The sequence below is a fragment of the Janthinobacterium sp. GW823-FHT03B06 genome (genome assembly GCF_058796955.1).
The window spans coordinates 152,010-171,406 of record NZ_JBXAJE010000009.1; the positions used below are offsets into that span (position 1 = coordinate 152,010).

Annotated in this window: 15 protein-coding genes; 8 read left to right on the plus strand and 7 right to left on the minus strand. The window is 62.1% G+C overall.

Annotated elements, in window-relative coordinates; translation table 11 throughout:
• Positions 1 to 139 precede the first annotated feature (139 nt).
• Positions 140 to 562, plus strand: coding sequence for an OsmC family protein (locus AC1RBA_RS24640; RefSeq protein WP_070289996.1), 423 nt, complete (start codon positions 140 to 142; stop codon positions 560 to 562).
• Between the two features lie 225 nt (positions 563 to 787).
• Here AC1RBA_RS24640 and coq7 read toward each other — a convergent pair whose 3' ends face one another.
• Together coq7 and AC1RBA_RS24650 are read right to left on the minus strand one after the other, a co-directional pair.
• Positions 788 to 1,432 carry a 2-polyprenyl-3-methyl-6-methoxy-1,4-benzoquinone monooxygenase gene (gene coq7, locus AC1RBA_RS24645; protein ID WP_070222718.1) on the minus strand — a complete coding sequence of 215 codons (645 nt, stop codon included), beginning with the start codon at positions 1,430 to 1,432 and terminating at the stop codon, positions 788 to 790.
• A gap of 86 nt (positions 1,433 to 1,518) precedes the next feature.
• Positions 1,519 to 1,950, minus strand: coding sequence for a hypothetical protein (locus AC1RBA_RS24650; RefSeq protein WP_070289994.1), 432 nt, complete (start codon positions 1,948 to 1,950; stop codon positions 1,519 to 1,521).
• 147 nt (positions 1,951 to 2,097) lie between these two features.
• On the opposite strand from AC1RBA_RS24650, the gene AC1RBA_RS24655 reads away from it, so the two are divergent.
• From AC1RBA_RS24655 to AC1RBA_RS24670, 4 genes are all read left to right on the plus strand, one after another.
• Positions 2,098 to 2,877, plus strand: coding sequence for an ABC transporter ATP-binding protein (locus tag AC1RBA_RS24655; protein WP_492420048.1), 780 nt, complete (start codon positions 2,098 to 2,100; stop codon positions 2,875 to 2,877).
• 3 nt (positions 2,878 to 2,880) lie between these two features.
• On the plus strand, positions 2,881 to 4,077 hold the full coding sequence (locus tag AC1RBA_RS24660) for an ABC transporter permease (protein ID WP_070222724.1): 1,197 nt from the start codon (positions 2,881 to 2,883) through the stop codon (positions 4,075 to 4,077).
• A 182-nt stretch (positions 4,078 to 4,259) separates the two neighbouring features.
• Positions 4,260 to 5,153 carry an ABC transporter ATP-binding protein gene (locus AC1RBA_RS24665; protein ID WP_070222726.1) on the plus strand — a complete coding sequence of 298 codons (894 nt, stop codon included), beginning with the start codon at positions 4,260 to 4,262 and terminating at the stop codon, positions 5,151 to 5,153.
• 10 nt (positions 5,154 to 5,163) lie between these two features.
• Positions 5,164 to 8,742 carry an ABC transporter permease/M1 family aminopeptidase gene (locus AC1RBA_RS24670; RefSeq protein WP_492420049.1) on the plus strand — a complete coding sequence of 1,193 codons (3,579 nt, stop codon included), beginning with the start codon at positions 5,164 to 5,166 and terminating at the stop codon, positions 8,740 to 8,742.
• Positions 8,743 to 8,796: 54 nt separating this feature from the next.
• Here the strand turns inward: AC1RBA_RS24670 and AC1RBA_RS24675 are convergent, their stop codons facing one another.
• The 4 genes from AC1RBA_RS24675 to AC1RBA_RS24690 all read right to left on the minus strand — a co-directional run bounded on the left by AC1RBA_RS24675 (position 8,797) and on the right by AC1RBA_RS24690 (position 12,457).
• Positions 8,797 to 9,180, minus strand: a complete 384-nt coding sequence (locus AC1RBA_RS24675) for a hypothetical protein (protein WP_492420050.1) — start codon at positions 9,178 to 9,180, stop codon at positions 8,797 to 8,799.
• 178 nt (positions 9,181 to 9,358) lie between these two features.
• Positions 9,359 to 10,822 (minus strand): catalase, encoded by a 1,464-nt coding sequence (locus tag AC1RBA_RS24680; RefSeq protein WP_492420051.1) that lies wholly within the window; start codon positions 10,820 to 10,822, stop codon positions 9,359 to 9,361.
• A 94-nt stretch (positions 10,823 to 10,916) separates the two neighbouring features.
• Entirely contained in the window at positions 10,917 to 11,573 is a 657-nt protein-coding gene (locus tag AC1RBA_RS24685) for a DsbA family protein (RefSeq protein ID WP_230506376.1), read from the minus strand.
• A gap of 14 nt (positions 11,574 to 11,587) precedes the next feature.
• A complete protein-coding gene (locus AC1RBA_RS24690; RefSeq protein WP_492420052.1) occupies positions 11,588 to 12,457 on the minus strand; it encodes an MBL fold metallo-hydrolase in 870 nt (289 codons plus the stop codon).
• A gap of 269 nt (positions 12,458 to 12,726) precedes the next feature.
• Between AC1RBA_RS24690 and AC1RBA_RS24695 the strand changes: the two genes are divergently transcribed.
• The 3 genes from AC1RBA_RS24695 (at position 12,727) to AC1RBA_RS24705 (ending at position 16,414) form a co-directional block, all read left to right on the plus strand.
• Positions 12,727 to 14,178, plus strand: coding sequence for an alkaline phosphatase (locus tag AC1RBA_RS24695; protein WP_099409856.1), 1,452 nt, complete (start codon positions 12,727 to 12,729; stop codon positions 14,176 to 14,178).
• A 29-nt stretch (positions 14,179 to 14,207) separates the two neighbouring features.
• Positions 14,208 to 15,617 (plus strand): alkaline phosphatase, encoded by a 1,410-nt coding sequence (locus AC1RBA_RS24700; protein ID WP_409027270.1) that lies wholly within the window; start codon positions 14,208 to 14,210, stop codon positions 15,615 to 15,617.
• A 74-nt stretch (positions 15,618 to 15,691) separates the two neighbouring features.
• Positions 15,692 to 16,414 (plus strand): hypothetical protein, encoded by a 723-nt coding sequence (locus tag AC1RBA_RS24705; RefSeq protein WP_492420053.1) that lies wholly within the window; start codon positions 15,692 to 15,694, stop codon positions 16,412 to 16,414.
• Between the two features lie 62 nt (positions 16,415 to 16,476).
• On the opposite strand, the gene AC1RBA_RS24710 is transcribed toward AC1RBA_RS24705, so the two are convergent.
• Positions 16,477 to 19,143: a DNA topoisomerase III gene (locus AC1RBA_RS24710; protein WP_070311033.1), complete on the minus strand. Its 2,667-nt coding sequence runs from the start codon at positions 19,141 to 19,143 to the stop codon at positions 16,477 to 16,479.
• Between the last annotated feature and the right edge of the window lie 254 nt (positions 19,144 to 19,397).

A 19,397-nucleotide genomic window follows, 5' to 3' on the forward strand; every position in this document is an offset into this window, starting at 1 on the left:
AACGGAAAGCCGACAAGTATAAGCGGCTTTGCCCTGCCGCGTCAAGCCACGATGCAGACCGGCTGCGGGCTGGCGGCCGGCACATGGATGAGCATTCCTCTATTACAATACAAAACGCTTACAATTTTCGGAGAGTACGATGGAATGCAAAGTCAGCTGGAATGGCCCGTCGGGCATGAGTTTTCGGGCAGAAACCGGTTCCGGCCACCTGGTGACCATGGATGGCGCGCCCGATGGCGGCGGCCACAACCTGGCGCCACGCCCCATGGAAATGGTCTTGCTGGGCACGGGCGGCTGCACCGCCTATGACGTGGTGCTGATCCTGAAACGGGGCCGCGAAGCCGTCAACGGCTGCGAAGTGACCCTGAAGGCCGAGCGCGCCGACACCGATCCGAAAGTCTTTACCAAGATCCACTTCCACTTCACCGTGCGGGGCAAGGCCCTGAAACCGACGGCCGTGGAACGGGCCGTTTCATTGTCGCATGACAAATATTGCTCGGCATCGATCATGCTGGCGAAAACCGCAGAGATCACCCACTCGTTCGAAATCATCGAGGAGTAGGTCGGATTAGCGCGTGAGCGCGTAATCCGACGGCACCGCCGGCGCCAACAATGTTGTCGGATTACGGCCTGCGGCCTAATCCGACCTACGCCGACTGCGGAAATTACGCATTCCTTCGAAATCATCGAGGAGTAGGTCGGATTAGCGCGTGAGCGCGTAATCCGACGACACCCGTAACGCCAACAATGTGTCGGATTACGCGCGGCATTGCCGCGCTAATCCGACCTACAAGTAATACGCCGTCTTGGTCATGACCTTCCCCATCAGGCCCATCAACGCCTTCACGGGCGCCGGGGTGTCGATGGCGCCCAGTCGCTGGGCGGCGGCGCCGTGTTCCACCTCGTCGATGGCCATCTGCTTGACGATGGCGCGCGACTTGGCATCCTGCGGCGGCAATTCCTGCAGGTGGCTGGCCAGGTGCGCTTCCACCTGGCGTTCCGTTTCCACCACAAAACCCAGGCTGCGGCCGTCGCCCATGCGCGCGGCGATGGTGCCCAGCGCAAACGAACCCGCATACCACAGGGGATTGAGCAGGCTCAGACGCGAGCCCAGCTCCGTCAGGCGCTGCGCCGTCCAGGCCAGGTGGTCTTCCTCTTCGCGCCCCGCCTCGTCGAACTGGGCGCGGATGGCCGGGCTGTGCGCATAGCGCGCCTGCGAGTTGTACAAGGCTTGCGCGCACACTTCGCCCACATGGTTGACGCGCATCAAGCCGGCGCTGTGGCGCTGCTCGGCCGGGCTCAGCTCCGCATCGGGCGCATGCGCGGCCGGCGTGGGGCGCGAGGCCGAAGCCACGCCCGCGATGACGCGCAAGGCCTTGTCGGCGCCAACAATCAAACGATCCAGGGGGTCAAAGTGGCGGTTCGCGGTCATCGTGGGCTATTCATGTAAGGGAAAACATGAATTATAGGACGATCAGGGCCAGCCGTCCCCACGCCGCGCGCGGGCCGAACAGGGCTTTATTGACCTGTGCGCGCTTTTTCCTGCTCGATCCAGTCCACCACGGGGCCGACGGCATCGAGCCCGGACAGGCTTTTCGCCACGCCCAGGTTCAGTGAAACCAGGAAAGAAATACTGTCGACGGGGATGTCCGGGCAGTGCTGGGCAAACGCGGCGCGAAAACGCTCCGATTGCAGCACGCGCAAGACTTTCTCGCCGCTCATGAATTGCAGCACGCTGGCGATGCTGTGCCCGCCGCCTAGCGAGTGGTAAATAAAACGGTTGTACTTCGCGTCGATCTGCTTGAAATCGAGGGTTTGCTCCGTCATCAGGCCAGCCAGATAGTACAGCCCCAGGCTGACACGGAAGAAACCGATGGCTTCGGCACTGGTCATGCCAGCGCGCGCCACGGCCAATACCTTGTCCTGCATCGCCTGATCGATCGTTTGCATTACGCTCTCCCGCGCCGTCCGCCGGCGCCACCGGGCCAGCTTGCATGAAGATGCTGTTTTTTTCAATAGACCAAACGATATTTCCACCTTGCAAGTTACATTTTTTGCATGCTACTCTCGTTGTTCACCGTTGAATGGATGAAACACATGATAGAGGTCAAGCACCTGGCAAAACGTTTCCGCATGCCGCCCCACAAGGGCAAGGGCGTGCACGTGAGCGATCCGCGCGAACATGAGGGCTGGTTCCACGCCGTGCGCGACGTCAGTTTCAGCTGCGCCCCCGGCGAAGTGCTGGGCTTGCTGGGCCCGAATGGCGCCGGCAAGACGACCACCCTGCGCCTGCTGTCGACGGCCTTGCAGGCGGACGCGGGCAGCGCCCTCGTCAATGGCGTCGACGTGCTGCGCCAGCCGCTGGTGGCGCGCCAGAGCATCGGTTTCCTGTCCGGTTCGACGGGCTTGTACGGCCGCCTGACGGCGCGCGAAAACGTGGAATACTTTGGCCGCCTGCATGGCATGCCGGCCGACAAGCTGAAACGCCGCTGCGATGAACTGTTTTCCTTGCTGCACATGGAGGAATACGGCGGCAAGCGGGCCGATCAATTGTCGACGGGCATGAAACAGAAGTGCGCGATCGCCCGCACCGTCGTGCACGAGCCGCAAGTGGTCATCCTCGACGAGCCGACCACGGGCCTGGACGTGATGTCGGCCAAGATCCTGCTCGACTTCATCGCCAGCTACAAGGCGCTGCGCGTGCCGCTGATCTTTTCCACGCACCACCTGCACGAGGTGGAAAAGCTGTGCGACCGCGTCTGCATCATCAACTGCGGCACCACCGCCTTCCATGGCACGGTCGACGAACTGCGCCACATGGGCGGCAGTACCGATCTGTACGACGCCTTTGTCAGCGTCATCAACCAGGGAGCCTGAGCCATGTGGACCATTTATCTGAAAGAGTTGCTGGAACTCACGCGCGACCGCAAGACGCTGATTTTCACCATCCTCATCCCCATCTTTGCCATGCCGCTGATCTTTGGCGGCTTCGCTTATGTTTCCAGCAATATGTTCAAGAACGCCAAGACGGCGGAACTGCGCTACGCGCTGTTCGGCAAGGACCATTCGCCGGGCCTGAGCGCGCGGTTTGCGCAACAGCACAACCTGCGCGAAGTACCGCTGGCCAGCGAGGCGGACATCCGCCGCGCCATCGGCGACGATACCATCAAGTTTGCCGTCGTCATCCCGCCGCATTTTGAACAAGCGCTGAAGCAGCAGGCGCAAGCCAAGGTGACCCTGCACTACAACAGCGCCAGCTCGGTGGACGTGACGCACCAGCGCGTGCGCGAAATCGTCGACGCCTACAACGCCAGCCTGCGCGAAGGAGCCTTGTCCGCCCTGAACCTGAGCCCTGCCCAGCTGGCCTATGCGCTCAATCCCATCGTGCTCGACAAGCAATCGACGGCCAACGAGCGCGAACAGATGGGCGCCATCATCGGCGGCATGGTGCCGTATCTGCTGCTGATGGTGTGCCTGACGGCGGCCATGTATCCGGCCATCGACCTGGGCGCCGGCGAAAAGGAACGGGGCACGCTGGAAACCCTGCTGCTGGCGCCCGTGCCGCGCAGCGCCATCGTGCTGGCCAAGTTCCTCGTGCTGTTTACGGTGGGCATGACCTCCGCCGTGCTGATGGTGGGCAGCATGGGCGTCCTGCTGGCCATCTTCGGCAGCTCGCTGGAAGGCCACATGGCCATCCTCGTGCACAGTATCGGCTTGCCCGACCTGGCCATGGTGACCCTGATGCTGGTGCCGACGGCCGCCATCTTCGCCTCGCTGCTGCTGTCGATCTCGATCTACGCGAAGAGCTACAAGGAGGCGGCCGGCATGATCACGCCGCTGATGCTGTTTGTCATCCTGCCCACGGTGACGGCCATGCTGCCCGGCGTCGAGCTGAACTGGATGTGGGCCATGGTGCCGCTGACGAACGTGTCGCTGGCCATGAAGGAACTGGTGAAAGGCACCATGGATTACCGCATGTTCGGCGTGATCCTGGCCTCGACGACGGTGATCGCCGGCGCGCTGCTGATGCTGTGCCGCTGGTGGTTTAACCGGGAATCGGTTTTGTTCCGTAACTGACACTCTCGTGGCGCGGCCGACAAGACCAGGACCGGCCCGCCATCCGCCCTCGCCAACTGCACTCTGGGCACGCGAAAATGCCGTGTATCGCATGCAACTGCCCAGTGCGTCCTAAATTCAATACAATGCCAGCATAGAGTAGCCCTGTCGCATCGGGCAGCAACGCATGAGTTAGGAGTTGTATGGAATTGCAGATCCGCAAATTGTCGAAGACCTACGCCAATGGCGTGGTGGCGCTGGACAACGTTTCGCTGACGATACCGCCCGGGATGTTCGGCTTGCTGGGCCCGAACGGCGCCGGCAAGTCGACCCTGATGCGCACCCTAGCCACCCTGCAGGAATGCGATTCCGGCTCCATCTTCTTCGGCGACTACGACGTACTCGACGACAAGGACGAAATCCGCCGCATGCTGGGCTACCTGCCGCAAGACTTCGGCCTGTACCCGAAAGTGACGGCCTACGAGCTGCTCGACCACTTCGCCATGTTAAAAGGCTTGTCGCAGCGGGCGCGCCGGCGCGAAGTCGTCGATGGGCTATTGCAGCAAACCAATCTGTTCGACGTGCGCCACCAGCGCCTGGGCGGCTTTTCCGGCGGCATGCGCCAGCGCTTCGGCATCGCGCAAGCCCTGCTGGGCGACCCGAAACTGATCATCGTCGACGAGCCGACGGCCGGCCTCGACCCGCAGGAGAGAGTCCGCTTCCACAATCTGCTGTCCGACATCGGCGAAGACAAGACGGTGATCCTGTCGACGCATATCGTGTCCGACGTGGCCGACCTGTGCGCCAACATGGCCATCATCAACAAGGGCCATTTGCTGCTGTGCGGCAAGACCCAGGAACTGATCGATGAAGTCAGCTGCAAGATCTGGGCGCGCTTCGTCGAAAAGAAAGAACTGGCCAGCTTCCAGCAGCGCCACGCCGTCATTTCCACGCGCTTGCTGTCGGGCCGCACCCTGATCCACGTCTACAGCGACGACGACCCGGGCGACGGCTTCGAGGAAGCCATCGGCGACCTGGAAGACCTGTATTTCGCCACCATTGCCGGGCGCCACCGCGTCGCCCCGCAATGCGACTGAGGGGGCGGCCATGTTTGCCATCGCCCGCTTTGAAGCACGACAGCGGCTCAAGCTGCTGTCGACCTGGGTGTATTTCGCCATGTTCCTGGCGCTGGCCATGCTGTGGATGGCGGCCGCCGGCGGCGTCTTCAAGGAAGCGAGCATCAGTTTCGGCGGCAAGTTCCTGATCAACGCCCCCCGTTCGCTGGCGTTCACGTGCAGCCTGCTGGGCTGCTTCGGCGCCGTGGTGGTGGCCGCCATGATGGGCCGCTCGGTGCAGCAGGATTTCGAATACGGCATGCAGCATTTCTTCTTCAGCGCACCGATCAAAAAATACCAGTACGTCTTCGGCCGCTTCCTCGGCGCCTACCTGGTGCTGGCGGTGGTGTTTTCCAGCATCGTGATCGGTGCCTGGCTGGGCGCCTGGCTGCCCGGCATCGACCCGGAACGGCTGGGGCCGCAACGGGCGCTGGCCTACCTGATGCCCTACGTCTTTACCCTGCTGCCCAACCTGTTCATCTTCGGCGCCATCTTCTTCGTCATCGCGGCCCTGACGCGGCGCATGCTGCCCGTGTACATCAGCTCGGTGGTCATGCTGATCGGCTACCTGGTAGCGCCGTCGCTGGCGCGCGACCTCGACTACAAGACCCTGGCCGCCCTGATCGATCCCTTCGGCACGACGGCGCTGATACGCCTGACGGAATACTGGCCGAACGCGGAACGCAACACGCGCCTGGTGACCCTGGAAGGCGTGTACCTGCTGAACCGCGCCATCTGGTCCGGCTTCGCCCTCGTGGCCTTGCTGCTCGGCTACTGGCGCTTCCAGTTCCACGCGACGACGGACGCGGGCGCCACCCGGCGCCGCAGCGAGGGCGAGGCGCCGCAGCGCCTGTCGAACGCTTCGCTGTCCACGCAGGAAACGCCGGACTTCGCGCAGCGCAACCTGGCCGTCCTGCTCCTCAAGATGAGCTGGCTGAACCTGCGCGAGACCATCAAGAATATCTATTTCGTCGTCATCGTGCTGGCCGGCGTGCTGACCATGTATGCGGGCGCGCTGGACATGGGCTCCATCTACGGCACGAATACCTATCCCGTGACGGAAAAGGTGCTGGACATGGTCAGCGCCTCGTTCGCCCTGTTCATGCTGATCATTACCACCTTCTACGCGGGTGAGCTGGTGTGGCGCGAACGGGAAGCGGGCACGCATCTGATGCTCGACGCCCTGCCCGTGCCGAACTGGCTGCCCCTGCTGTCGAAACTGTGTGCGCTGGTCGGCCTGCAAGCCTTGCTAAGCCTGGTCATCATGCTGTGCGGCATGTCGATCCAGGTCTTCAAGGGCTATTACCGCCTCGATCCCGGCCTGTACGTGGAATCGCTGTTCCTGTCGCACCTGCCCTACTATGCGCTGGTCGCCGTGCTGGCCATCTTCGTGCAAGTGCTGATCAATCAGAAATACCTGGCGTATTTCGCCATGATTCTGTACCACATCGCCAGCATCAGCTTTTCCTCGCTGGGCCTCGGCGACCCGCTGCTGCTGTACGGCAGCACGCCGGAGGTCGTGTATTCGGCCATGAACGGCGCCGGCCACTTTGTGTTGCGCGAGCGCTGGTACTTGCTGTACTGGAGCGGCGCGGCCGTCATGCTGACGGTGCTGTCGCTGCTGTTCTGGCCCCGCGGCGCGCAGGACAGCTGGCGCATCCGCCTGCGCCTGGCGCGCCATGGCCTCACGCATGGCGTGCTGGCCAGTTTTGCCGTCGGCGCCCTGATCTTCGTCGGCGCCGGCGGCGTGCTGTTTTACGTGTTCCACGTGGCCAACGATTACCAGTCCGAATTTTCCCGCGATGCGGACCGCGCCAGCATCGAGCGCCAGTACCGCAAGTTTGCCGCCACGCCGCAGCCGAGAATCACCGACGTGAAACTCGACGTGGCCATCTACCCGGCGCAGCGCACCCTGGCCGTCACGGGCCGCTATCTGCTGCAAAACAAGACCAGCCTGCCGATCAGCCACATTTTTGTGCAACAAGACCCGACGGCCACCATGCGCCTGCGTTTCGATACGCGCGTGCATCCCGGCCTTGATGACGGCAAGCTGGGCTTTTACAGCTACCGCCTGGCCGCGCCGCTGGCGCCGGGCGCCACCCTGGGCCTCGATTTCGACATCCGCTACGCGCCGCGCGGCATCTTCGGCCTGGGCCAGGACACGCCCGTGGTGGCCAACGGCACTTTCTTCACGAATGCCGTGCTGCCGCACATCGGTTACCAGCCGCAGCTGGAATTGACGGACCCGCGCGACCGCAAGAAACACGGCTTGCCCGCGCGCGAACGGGCCTTGCCGCGCGACGATGCGAAGGGATTGGCCGACAATTACGTCAGCAACGACGCCGACCGCATCAACTTTGACGCCACCGTCAGCACCGTCGACGGCCAGACGGCCATCGCGCCGGGCATGCTGGACAACGACTGGATCGCCAAGGGCCGCCATTACTTCCATTACACGATGGACCAGCCTATCCTGAACTTCTACGCGTTCCAGTCGGCCCGCTACGCCGTCAAGCACGAGCGCTGGCAAGACGTGGCCATCGACGTGTATTACCATCCTGGCCATGAATACAACCTCGAGCGTTTCGTGCGCGGCAGCAAGGAAGCGCTCGAGTACTACACGAAGAACTTCGGCCCCTACCAGCACAAGATCCTGCGCATCGTCGAATTCCCCCGCTACGCCACGTTTGCGCAATCGTTCCCGAACACGATACCGTACTCGGAAGGCCTGGGTTTTATCGCCAAGGTGGACGACAAGAACCCGAAGGACATCGACTATCCGTTCTACATCACGGCGCATGAAGTGGCGCACCAGTGGTGGGCGCATCAGTTGGTGGGCGGCAATACGCGGGGCGCCACCGTGCTCAGCGAAACCCTGGCCGAATATTCGGCCCTGATGGTGATGAAGAAGACCGTGGGACCGGCCAAGATGCGCCGTTTCCTGCGCTATGACCTGAATCAATACCTGATGGGGCGCAGCGAGGAACGCAAGAAGGAATTGCCGCTGGCCGAGAATGAAAACCAGGCCTACATCCACTATCACAAGGGCAGCCTGGCCATGTACTTGCTGCAGGACATCATCGGCGAGGACAAGGTCAACGGCGTGCTGCGCGAGCTGCTCAAGACCTACGGCCAGAAAGGCCCGCCGTATGCGAGCGTGACGGCGCTGGTCCAGGGCTTGCGCCAGGTCACGCCGCCCGAGCAGGCTTACCTGATCAACGACCTGTTCGAGAAAATCGTGCTATTCGACAACCGCGCCCTGTCGGCCACGGCCAAGAAACGCAGCGATGGTAAATACGCCGTCACCATCAAGGTGCAGGCAAGCAAATTGACGGCCGGCGAACAGGGCGAGGAACACGACGCGCCGCTGCATGACTGGATCGAGATCGGCGTCGACGACGCGACTGGCCATCCGCTGCTGCGCGAACGCCTGCGCATGACGGCCCGTGAAGCGAGCTACACCGTCATCGTCGGCAGCCGGCCCGGCAAGGCGGGCATCGATCCGGACAACAAGCTGATCGACCGCAAGCCCGATGACAATATGGTCACCGTCGAGCTCGACGAACCATGACGAAAAATGGCCGCCCGTTGATGGGCGGCCATTTTTTTGCGTGTCACACGGGAATCAGGCTGCGTCGCAGCGCGTCACCAGGCTCAGGCTGATGCCCATTTCCGTCAGGTGCTGCATGTCGGCCAGGCTCAAGTCGAGCGGCGCGTCGACCGTGTCGTCGCCATTCAGCTCCAGTTGCAGCTCGGCCACGATGCGCGGCATGGTGAACGTCACGCCGCGCGAGCGGCATTCGGCCAGGTAGCTGCGTATGCGCGAGGGCAACACTTGCGATTTGGGCGCCTGTGCGATCAGCACATCGAAGCCGGAATCGAGATGCACGCGATTCGCGCCCTTCGCCTCGCCCTTGCGCCATTGCCGCTCCGGATCGGTAGGCAAGACTTCGAGGATGGATTTGAGCGTGGGGTCGTCCCCATGCACGCACAGCTTCGCCATATTCATATTGCAAGACTTTCTAGTCAGGACGCCGCCAGGAAGGCGGCGCGATCATCAGACCGACAAGTCTACGCATGGAAGGCAAATATGTCCATACGGCAATATTTGGCATCAAGCTCTAATAAGCTCTCATTTGTGCTGCATCAAACAGGCGGAACCAGCTTATTCCGCCTGCCACACACAATTACAGTGCCGCGGCGCGGGCCTGCAAGGCGGCCCGCACGCCGGCGCCATAGGCGGGATCGGCCTGGTCGAAGTGAGCGAGCTGACGCTGCAAGGTTTCCGGCCGCACCTGACTCAGGGGGCCGGCCAGGTTGTCGAACAGGTTTTGCCTGGCCTGGGCCGACATCAAGCGGAACAGATTGCCGGCCTGCGTGTAATCATCTTCCACGCCGCGTCCATCGTAGCGGGCCGCGCCGCCAGCCAGCGCCAGCGCCGGCTCGCCATGGCCCAGCCCTTGCGGCTGCGTGCCCGCCGCCGCCACGTTCGCGTAATTCTGCGCAGAACTGCCATTGTGGATGGCCATGCCGCCGTCGCGCTGCTGGTTATGGAAGGGGCAGCGGGCCGCATTCACGGGCAAATGCTGGTGGTTCGTGCCGACGCGGTACAGCTGGGCGTCGTGGTAGGCGAACAAGCGGCCTTGCAGCATCTTGTCCGGCGAGTACCCCATGCCGGGCACGGCGTTGGCCGGCGAAAAGGCTGCCTGCTCGACTTCCGCGTGGTAATTGTCCGGATTGCGGTTCAGCTCGAAAATACCGACGGGCAACAGCGGGAAGTCCGCGTGCGGCCACACCTTCGTCAGGTCGAACGGGTTCCAGCCCGTACGCTGCTCCCAGGCATCGAGCTGCTCCTGCGTCGCCACCTGCAGCTTGACTTCCCACTGGGGGAAATCGCCGCGCTCGATGGCGCCGAACAGGTCGCGCTGGGCGTAGTCGGGATCGGCACCGGCCAGGCGGCCCGCCTCCGCCGCAGGCAAATTCTTGATGCCCTGGCGCGTCTTGAAGTGCCATTTCACGTACACGCGCTGGCCGTCCGCATTGATCAGGCTATACGTGTGGCTGCCGAAGCCGTCCATGTGGCGGTAGCCGTCCGGCGTGCCGCGGTCCGAGAACAGCATGGTGACCTGGTGCAGGCTTTCCGGCGCATGGCTCCAGAAGTCGAACATCATCTCGGCCGATTTCAGATTGCTTTGCGGATCGCGCTTTTGCGTGTGGACGAAATCGGGGAACTTGATCGGGTCCTTGATGAAGAACATCGGCGTGTTGTTGCCGACCAGGTCCCAGTTACCCTCTTCCGTATAAAAACGCACGGCGAAGCCGCGCGGGTCGCGTTCCGTATCCGCACTGCCGCGTTCGCCGCCGACGGTGGAGAAACGGGCGAAGGTGGCCGTCTGCTTACCCACTTCACTGAACAGCCTGGCCTTGGTGTAGCGCGAGATGTCGTGCGTGACGGTAAAGGTGCCGTAGGCGCCCGAGCCTTTGGCGTGCACCACGCGCTCGGGGATGCGCTCGCGGTTGAAATGCTGGAGTTTTTCGATCAGATGGAAGTCTTGCAGCAGCAGCGGGCCACGGGGGCCGGCGCTGATGGAGTTCTGGTTGTCGGCGACGGGGATGCCCGAGGCGGTACTGAATGGCGGCTGTTGACTCATGACTGCTTTTCCTTCGTTGTTGACTGATGAAACCTAGTGTAACGAGGTCAACAACAAAGGAAAAGCTAATTGATTTTATCGAACCGATAGCTATTTACAATGCACAGCCGTGAGCGTCGCACACGCCGCCGAGTTCCGCCTGCAACTTCGCCGGCTGGCCCAGGAAGCCGCCGATATCGATCACGGACAGCTTGCCGCTGCCATCGTCGAGCACGAACGTGGGAAAGCCCTGCCCGCCCACCTGCGCCAGCAGGGCCCGGCTGGCGTCGATGTGCTGTTGCGTGGCAGCGCCCGCCTGCCGGGCATATTCCGCCCCGAATGCAGCCCCGTCCATGCCCAGCTCTTGCGCCAAGGACACCAGCACGGGCACGTCGGCGATGCGCAAGCCGTCCACGTAATGGGCGCGCTGCACGCGCTGCAGCATGTCCAGGCCCTTGCCGGCCAGCGATTCAGCCGCCAGGATGGCCGTGATCGGCGGTTCGGAATCCATCATGGCCGTCATGTCGTTCAGCAAGCCGTTGATGTAGGCGTCGCCGAAAGGCTGGCCCGACAATTGCTCGATGCGCCGGTCGTGCGGCAGCACATAGCCGCGCCAGGCGGGCGTGATCTGGCGGCGATTGCTGCCCGTCATCATGCCGCCGCCGTGGAAGGCCACCGTCAGGCCGGGCACGGCGCGCGCCGCCTCGACCAGCGGCGCCGCGCCGTAGCACCAGCCGCACAGGGGGTCGAAAATGTAGTGCAATGTGGGCATGCCGGCCTTGCCGCTTACCATTGCATTTCACCCTTTGCCACCTTGGCGCTCGTTTCTAAAGCGCCATCGAGGCCGAGTTGCGGGTAGTGCTGTTTCATCGCGGCGATCAGGGCGGCCGAATTGGCGGCCTTGGCCGTTTCCGCTTCGAACGTCACCAGGTAGTCGCGCGTAAAGCCGATGCTGTCGGGCGTCAGGGGCGAACCGACCTTGAAGTGGCCAGGCACGACGGTGACGGGCTGCAGCGCCGCGATGCCGTCCAGGGTCTTGAGCCAGTCCTGGCGCGATTGCAGGCTTTGCGTATCGGCCGTCCACACGTGCAAGTTACCAAACAGCACGACGCCGCCGACGACGGCCTTGATCGATGGAATCCACACATAGGTGCGCGCTGGCGTCGGGCCGGCGATATCGAGCGACTGGCCTTCCAGGCTGATGCGCTTGCCTTTCAAGGCTTCGGGAATGACGATGCCGTGCGGCGCATTGTCTTTCAGGATAGGGCCCCAGTAGGCGACCTTGGCGTCAGCCTTGCGGCGGATCTCGGCCACGGTTTCCGGCGTGGCGACGATCTTTGCCTTCGGGAAAGCTGCCTTGATCACGTCGAGGCCAAAGTAAAAATCGGGGTCGCTGTGGCTGATATAGACCGTCGTCAGTTTCTTGCCGCTGGCGCGGATCTTCTCCACCAGCTTTTGCGCTTCGGCGCGCGAAAACTGCGCATCGATCAGCACGGCGTCATGCTTGCCCGCCACCAGCACGGAAGCGACGGGGAAAATCGCCGCTTCGCCCGGGTTGAAGACTTCCAGGGTCAAAGGGGCGTTGGCGGCGGCCGAGGCGGCGCCGGCGGCAAACAGGGTGGAAACAAGAACGCTGCTGATGGATTTGGAGAACATGATCTGCCTTCACAAAATGATTGGGATGACGGCATCTTACGTTGCTTGATTCGGTAGAAAAACCCGTTAAATCGCAATAGTTTGTTGCTTATTTCGATGCAATCTACCGATGTCGGGCATGCGACGGTGTATTTTTCCGGCGTAGACGTACGCGAAAGCCACGCCGCTGCGGCGGTGTGGCGCCGTCACAAAACATGTCACAGCGTCATGAGGGTGTCACATTGGATTGCTATCTTGCTAGCTCTTTCAAACCTAGCCGGATGAACCACATGACACGCAGAAAAATTTCCGTCGCTGGCTGCAGCGTCGCCATCACCCTGATGCTGGCCGCCTGCGGCAGCGATGCAAAAAAAGAAGAGGTAGTGGCTGAAGCGCCGCCGAAAAACGTCATCTTCTTCCTCGGCGATGGCATGGGCCTGACCACCATGACGGCCGCGCGCATCTATTCGGTGGGCGAAGACGGTTCGCTGACCATGGACACCCTGCCGGAAACGGCCTTCGTCAAGACGTTCTCGAACGACGCGCAAGTGACCGACAGCGCGCCATCGATGGCCGCCTACATGACCGGCGTCAAGATGAACAATGAAGTCATCTCGATGTCGGCCAACACGGTCGCCATCGATCCGGGCACGGATGCGAACGGCAACAAGCTGGTCAACAAATGCGGCACCGGCAACGGCACGCCCGCCACCACCTTGCTGGAACTGGCCAAGGCCAAGGGCTTTGCCGCCGGCGTCGTCAGCACGGCGCGCGTGACGCACGCCACGCCGGCCGCGACCTACGCGCACATCTGCCACCGCGACCTGGAAAACGATATCGCCGCGGCCCTGGTGCCGGGCGGCACGGGCTACAACAGCGCGCTGGGCACCACCGGCCTGGAAGTGGTCCTCGGTGGCGGCGCGCAATTCTTTACGCCATTCAAGAGCGGCGGCAAGCGTTCCGACGACCGCGACCTGGTGGCCGAACTGAAAGCGAAGAGCTATACGGTCGCCAACAACGCCACCGACTTCAAGGCCGTCGATCCGGCCAAGACCGACCGTCTGTTCGGCGTGTTCACTTCCAGCCACATGAGTTACGACCTGGACCGCGATGCGGCCAAGGAGCCTAGCTTGGCGGAAATGACCACCAAAGCCATGGACGTGCTGGCCAAGAACAAGAAGGGTTACTTCCTGATGGTCGAAGGCGGCCGCATCGACCATGCGCTGCACGAAACGACGGCCAAGAAAGCGCTGCAAGACACAGTCGCGTTCGACAACGCCATCAAGGCCGCCATCGAAAAAGCCAAGCTCACCGATCCGACCCTGGCCAATACCCTGATCGTCGTCACGGCCGACCATGACCATACTCTGGTGCTGAACGGCTACGCCAAGCGCACGGGCAAGACGGCTGCCGGCAACCCTGGCGTGCTGGGCGTGGTGAAGAACTACGTCACCGGCGCGGTCGAGAAAGACCTGGACGGCGCACCGTATTCGATCATCGGCTTCGGCAATGGCGAAAACCGCACGCAATCGAGCCGCGCCGCCATGGCCAGCCTTGATGAAACCGTCACCAGCGCCAATACCTACCACCAGGAAGCGGTGATCCGCACCACGGCGGGCAACGAAACCCACGGCGGCACCGACGTCTTCCTGGGCGCCATCGGCAAGGGTTCGGAAACCTTCCTGGGCACCATCGACAACACCAAAGTATTCGGCCTGGTCAAGACCGCCGGCGGTCTGTAATCCCCAAGAGACAAGAATTGGACAAGCACATGAAACTCGCATTGAAACCCGCCCTGAAACTCTCCTTGCTGACCACGCTCGTGGCCGCCAGCGTCGCCAGCGCCTACGCCGCCGACGCGAAGAACGTCATCTTCTTCCTCGGCGACGGCATGGGCCCGTCCGTCGTGACGGCGTCGCGCATCTACAAATACGGCGAAGACGGCAGCCTGACCATGGACACGCTGGAACGCACGGCGCGCATCAAGACGTTCTCGAACGATGCGCAAACGACGGACAGCGCGCCATCGATGGCCGCCTACATGACCGGCGTCAAGATGAACAATGAAGTCATCTCGATGGCGCAGGACACGATCGCCAAGGAACCCGGCCGCGATGCCAACGGCAACCTGGGCGTGGACAATTGCCCGGCCGGCGGCAAGACCGTGCCGACCATCCTGGAACTGGCGAAAGCCAAGGGCAAGGCCGTGGGTGCCATCACTACCACGGAACTGACGCACGCCACGCCGGCGACGACGTTCTCGCACATCTGCAACCGCAATGCCCAATACGCGATCGCCGCGCAAACGGCGCCAGGCGGCGCCGGCTACAACGCAGCCCTCGGCGATGGCGTCGACGTGCTGATGGGTGGCGGCCGCAACCACTTCACGCCTTGGTCGACGAGCAACAAGTACGGCCGCGCCGATGGCCGCAACCTGCTGACGGAGTTTGCCGCCAAGGGCTACACCGTGGCCGCGACGAAAGCGGAAATGGCGGCAGCGCCGAGCGGCAAGAAATTCATCGGCCTGTACAGCACCCGCAGCCACCTCGAATATGAACTGGACCGTACGGCCACGCCGCCGCTGGGCGAAGGCGCGACCCAGCCTAGCCTGTCGGAAATGACGCTGAAAGCCATCGACTTGCTGTCGAAAAACACGAACGGCTACTTCCTGATGGTCGAAGGCGGCCGCATCGACCACGCCTTGCACGGCATCAATGCCAAGCGCGCGCTGACGGACACCATCGCCTTCGACGACGCCATCAAGGCGGCCATCGCCAAGATCAAGGAAACCGACCCGACCCTGGCCAATACCCTGATCGTCGTCACGGCCGACCATGACCACACGCTGGCCTTCAACGGCTACGGCAAGCGCGGCAACAATATCCTCGACATCAACCGCGGCTACAAGGATAACCAGCCAAGCAAGGATGCCGATGGCAACACCTACACCACTTTGGTATTCGGCAATGGCCCGAACCGCCCTGACTTGCGCAGCAACGTCGACAGCGCCACGGCGCTGAAAGACAACTATCTGCAAGAAACAGGCGTGCGCCTGGCCAGCGAAACCCATGGCGGCGGCGACGTCAAGCTGCTGGCCACGGGCGCCGGCGCGAAGACCTTCAAGGGCACCCTGGACAACACCAAGGTGTTTGATTTGCTGAAGGCGGCCTTCGGCTTCTGATCCACATCAACACGGCAACCCCACCGGGGCGGATGGCGTATGCCCTCCGCCCCTCTGCACGTAAAGGCACCACCATGAAATCGTCCCTGATCGCCATCCTCCTCGCCGCCGGCTTTGCCGCCAGCGCCCAGGCCGCCCCCACCGCTGCTGCTCCTGCCGACCTGGACCTGGGCATCACCTATTACAGCCGCGTCCTGACGCCGGAAGGCGTGACGCGCGAAAGCCGCTACGAAGAAAAGATGCTGCGCCGCCCCGGCCACGTGTGGGTCGAGCGCGTGCTGGCGCCGTCGACGGACCCGCATGCGGGCCACAAGCATGGCGACAACACCAAGGTGGCACTGAAAGCTACGCAGCATGAACACAAGCACTTCAATCCCGTGCTGATCCCGCGCCACGTGATGCTGGAAAAGAACACCGTGCGCGTGGAATACATCGATGCGCACGACAAGATCGTCGTCTCGATTCCCAAGGCCGAATACGAAAACGTCAATTTCGACGGCTCCTGGGAAAACAGTTTTTATCTGCTGGACCCGAAACTGGTGGCCGCCATGCCCCTGTCGAAACAGGCATCGAACGTGACGGGGGCGCGCTGGCGCGAAGTGGAAAAGAACGGCGTGTTCCAGCGCATCCTGTGGGATGAACAAAAGCAGATTCCCCTGATCATCGAAAGCGGCGACCGCGCGAATACCTTCTATCGCCGGGTCGACGTCAAGCTGCAGCCAACCGTCAGCAAGGCGCAGCCGTGGGCGAATCTGCAGAATTACGCGCAGCGCGAGTACTCCGACTACCTGGACTAAGCCAGCCTCGGGACATAAAAAAAGCCAGGGAAATCCCTGGCTTTTGTCTGGCTGGCGTCCGATTACTCGGCCGTTGCCGCCTTCTTCGCCGGCGCCTTCTTGGCGGCCGGCTTTTTCACGGCCGTGGCCTTCTTGGCCGGTGCCTTTTTGACGGCTGCCGCTTTCTTGACGGCCGTTTTCTTCGCTGGCGCCGCGCCTTCTTCGCCTTCGACCTCGGCAGCGGCAGCCTTTGTCTTCGCACCCGGCTTGGCCTTGCGCTCTTCAAACTCGAAGCTCACCTTGCCATCCTTGCCGCGCACGAGGAAAGCCTTGAACGGACGGCGCGTGCGCTGCGATACGAAGCCCGGCAGCAAGTCCGTCTTGCCATCGTTGAGCAGTTTTGCCATTTGTTCCGGCAAGATTTCCTGCTGCAAGATGATGCGACCGCTGCGGAAATCGCACGTCTTCGGCTTGGCTACGCTGTGTTCGCACACATAGGCCAGGCCCATTTCGTACACGCCGGCATTGCACTTGGGGCACGGTCCCACGGGCGTCTGGCCCGTGAAATCGACGCCTTCGCCATCTTCGCTCTCGTCGTTCTGGCCGAAATCGAATTCCAGCTTGAAATTCTTGATCTCTTCATCACGCACGATGCGCAGGATGGCGGCGAACGGACGGCCCATCTTCGAGCGGAAGCCTTGCAGCGGGCCGATGGTGCGGTCCTTCAGCAATTGCTCCACTTCGGCGATTTCGAACTGGCGCGAACCCGGCGTCTTGCTCATCGAGAATTCGCACTTGGTGCAGGCGAAACGACGGTAGTTTTCCTTCACCACGCCGCCGCAATTCGGGCACGGCGTTTCCAGGGTCGCGTAGTCGCCGGGAATCGTGTCGTTGTCGTATTCCTTGGCGCGCTTGACGATGATTTGCGTCATCTGCGCGATTTCGCGCATGAATTCTTCGCGCGAAATCTTGCCTTTTTCCATCTGCGACAGCTTGTATTCCCACTCGCCCGTCAGCTCAGGCGCCGTCAATTCATTGACGCCCAGGCCTTTGAGCAAAGTCATCAGCTGCGATGCCTTGGCCGTCGGGATCAGTTCGCGGCCTTCGCGGATCAGGTAGCGTTCCGTCAGCAAGCCCTCGATGGTGGCCGCGCGCGTGGCCGGGGTTCCAAGACCCTTGCCGGCCATCGCGTCGCGCAGCTCGTCGTCGTCGATCAGCTTGCCGGCGCCTTCCATGGCCGACAGCAAGGTCGCTTCCGTGAAACGCGCTGGCGGTTTCGTCACCAGCCCGTTGGCGCTGACGCTTTCCGTCTGCACTTTCTCGCCCTTGGCGACGGGCACCAGGTTGCCGTTGCCATTGCTTTCCTTGTCGGCGTCCGTCGATGCTTCCTTGCCGTAGATGGCCAGCCAGCCCGGATTGGTCATGACCTTGCCTTCAGTCTTGAACTGATGGCCGGACACTTCCGTGTAGCGCGTGGTGACCTGGAATTCCGCAGGCGGGAAGAACACGGCCATGAAGCGGCGCGTGACCAGGTCGTACAACTTCTGTTCCGGCTCGGACAAATTCTTTGGCGCGATCGTCGTCGGGATGATCGCGAAGTGATCCGAGATCTTCGTGTTGTCGAAGATGCGCTTGTTCGGCTTGACCCAGCCCTTGTCGATGATCTGCTTGGCGAACTGGTGGTAGTTGCTGTTTTCCTTGACCGTTTCCAGCGCCTGCAGCACGGTCGGCATGTAGTCTTCCGGCAGGTGGCGCGAATCGGTACGCGGATACGTCAAGACCTTGTGCTTTTCATACAGCGCCTGTGCCAGGCCCAGGGTGTTCTTGGCGGAGAAGCCGAAACGCGAGTTCGCTTCGCGCTGCAGGCTGGTCAGGTCGAACAGGCCCGGCGCCATCGAGGTGGTCGGTTTCGATTCTTCCGTGACGATGCCTTGGCGGCCGCGGCAGGCGGTGGCGATCGAGTCGGCAGCCGTCTTGCTCCACAGGCGCTCGGCGCGCTTCTCGGGGTCGTTCTCGTCCTTCTTGAACTTCGTGTCGAGCCAGCGGCCTTCATAGATGCCGGCCGCGCAGACGAATTCGGCGCGCACTTCCCAGAAGTCGCGCGGCACGAATTTCTTGATCTTGTCTTCGCGTTCGACGACGATGGACAGGGTCGGCGTTTGCACGCGGCCCACGGTGGTCAGGTAAAAACCGCCTTCTTTCGAATTAAACGCCGTCATGGCGCGCGTGCCATTGATGCCGATCAACCAATCGGCTTCCGAACGGCAGCGGGCCGCGTCGGCCAGCGGCAGCATTTCTTCGTCGCTGCGCAGGTGCGCAAAACCGTCGCGGATGGCGCCCGGCGTCATCGACTGCAGCCACAGGCGCTTGACCGGTTGCTTGGCCTTGGCGTTTTGCGCGATCAGGCGGAAAATCAGCTCGCCTTCGCGCCCCGCATCGCATGCGTTGATGAGGGTGGAAACGTCTTTACGTTTGATCAGCTTGTTTAATACTTTGAGGCGCGCTTCCGTCTTCGGGATGGGATTGAGCGCGAAATACGGTGGAATCATCGGCAAGTGCGCGAAACTCCATTTGCCGCGCTTCACGTCGAATTCTTCCGGTACGGCGATCTCCAGCAAGTGGCCGACCGCCGACGACAGGACGTATTCATCCGATTCAAAGTACTCATCGTGCTTGGTGAAGCCGCCAAGCGTCTTCGCGATATCGTTCGCGACAGAAGGCTTCTCGGCGATGATGAGGGTTTTTGTCATATTTTTTGGTCTCGAAAAATGCTCTAGGATAGTTTCAGCATGCGCATCATACAGTGCATTGCCAGGCGCCGACGCTTTTGTCTGCGCAAGGCCTTGTGACTTGTGGTCTTGTCAAGCGGCCAATGATAAGCGCCTATTGAAGAATTCGGCAAGTTATCTGCAAGCAAGAATGCGCAGGCGCAAACACAATGGACTGGCGTGCGCGCCGGTGCAGTGCATCTTAAAGGGGATGGCGCGGCAGCGGCGCCGGGGTG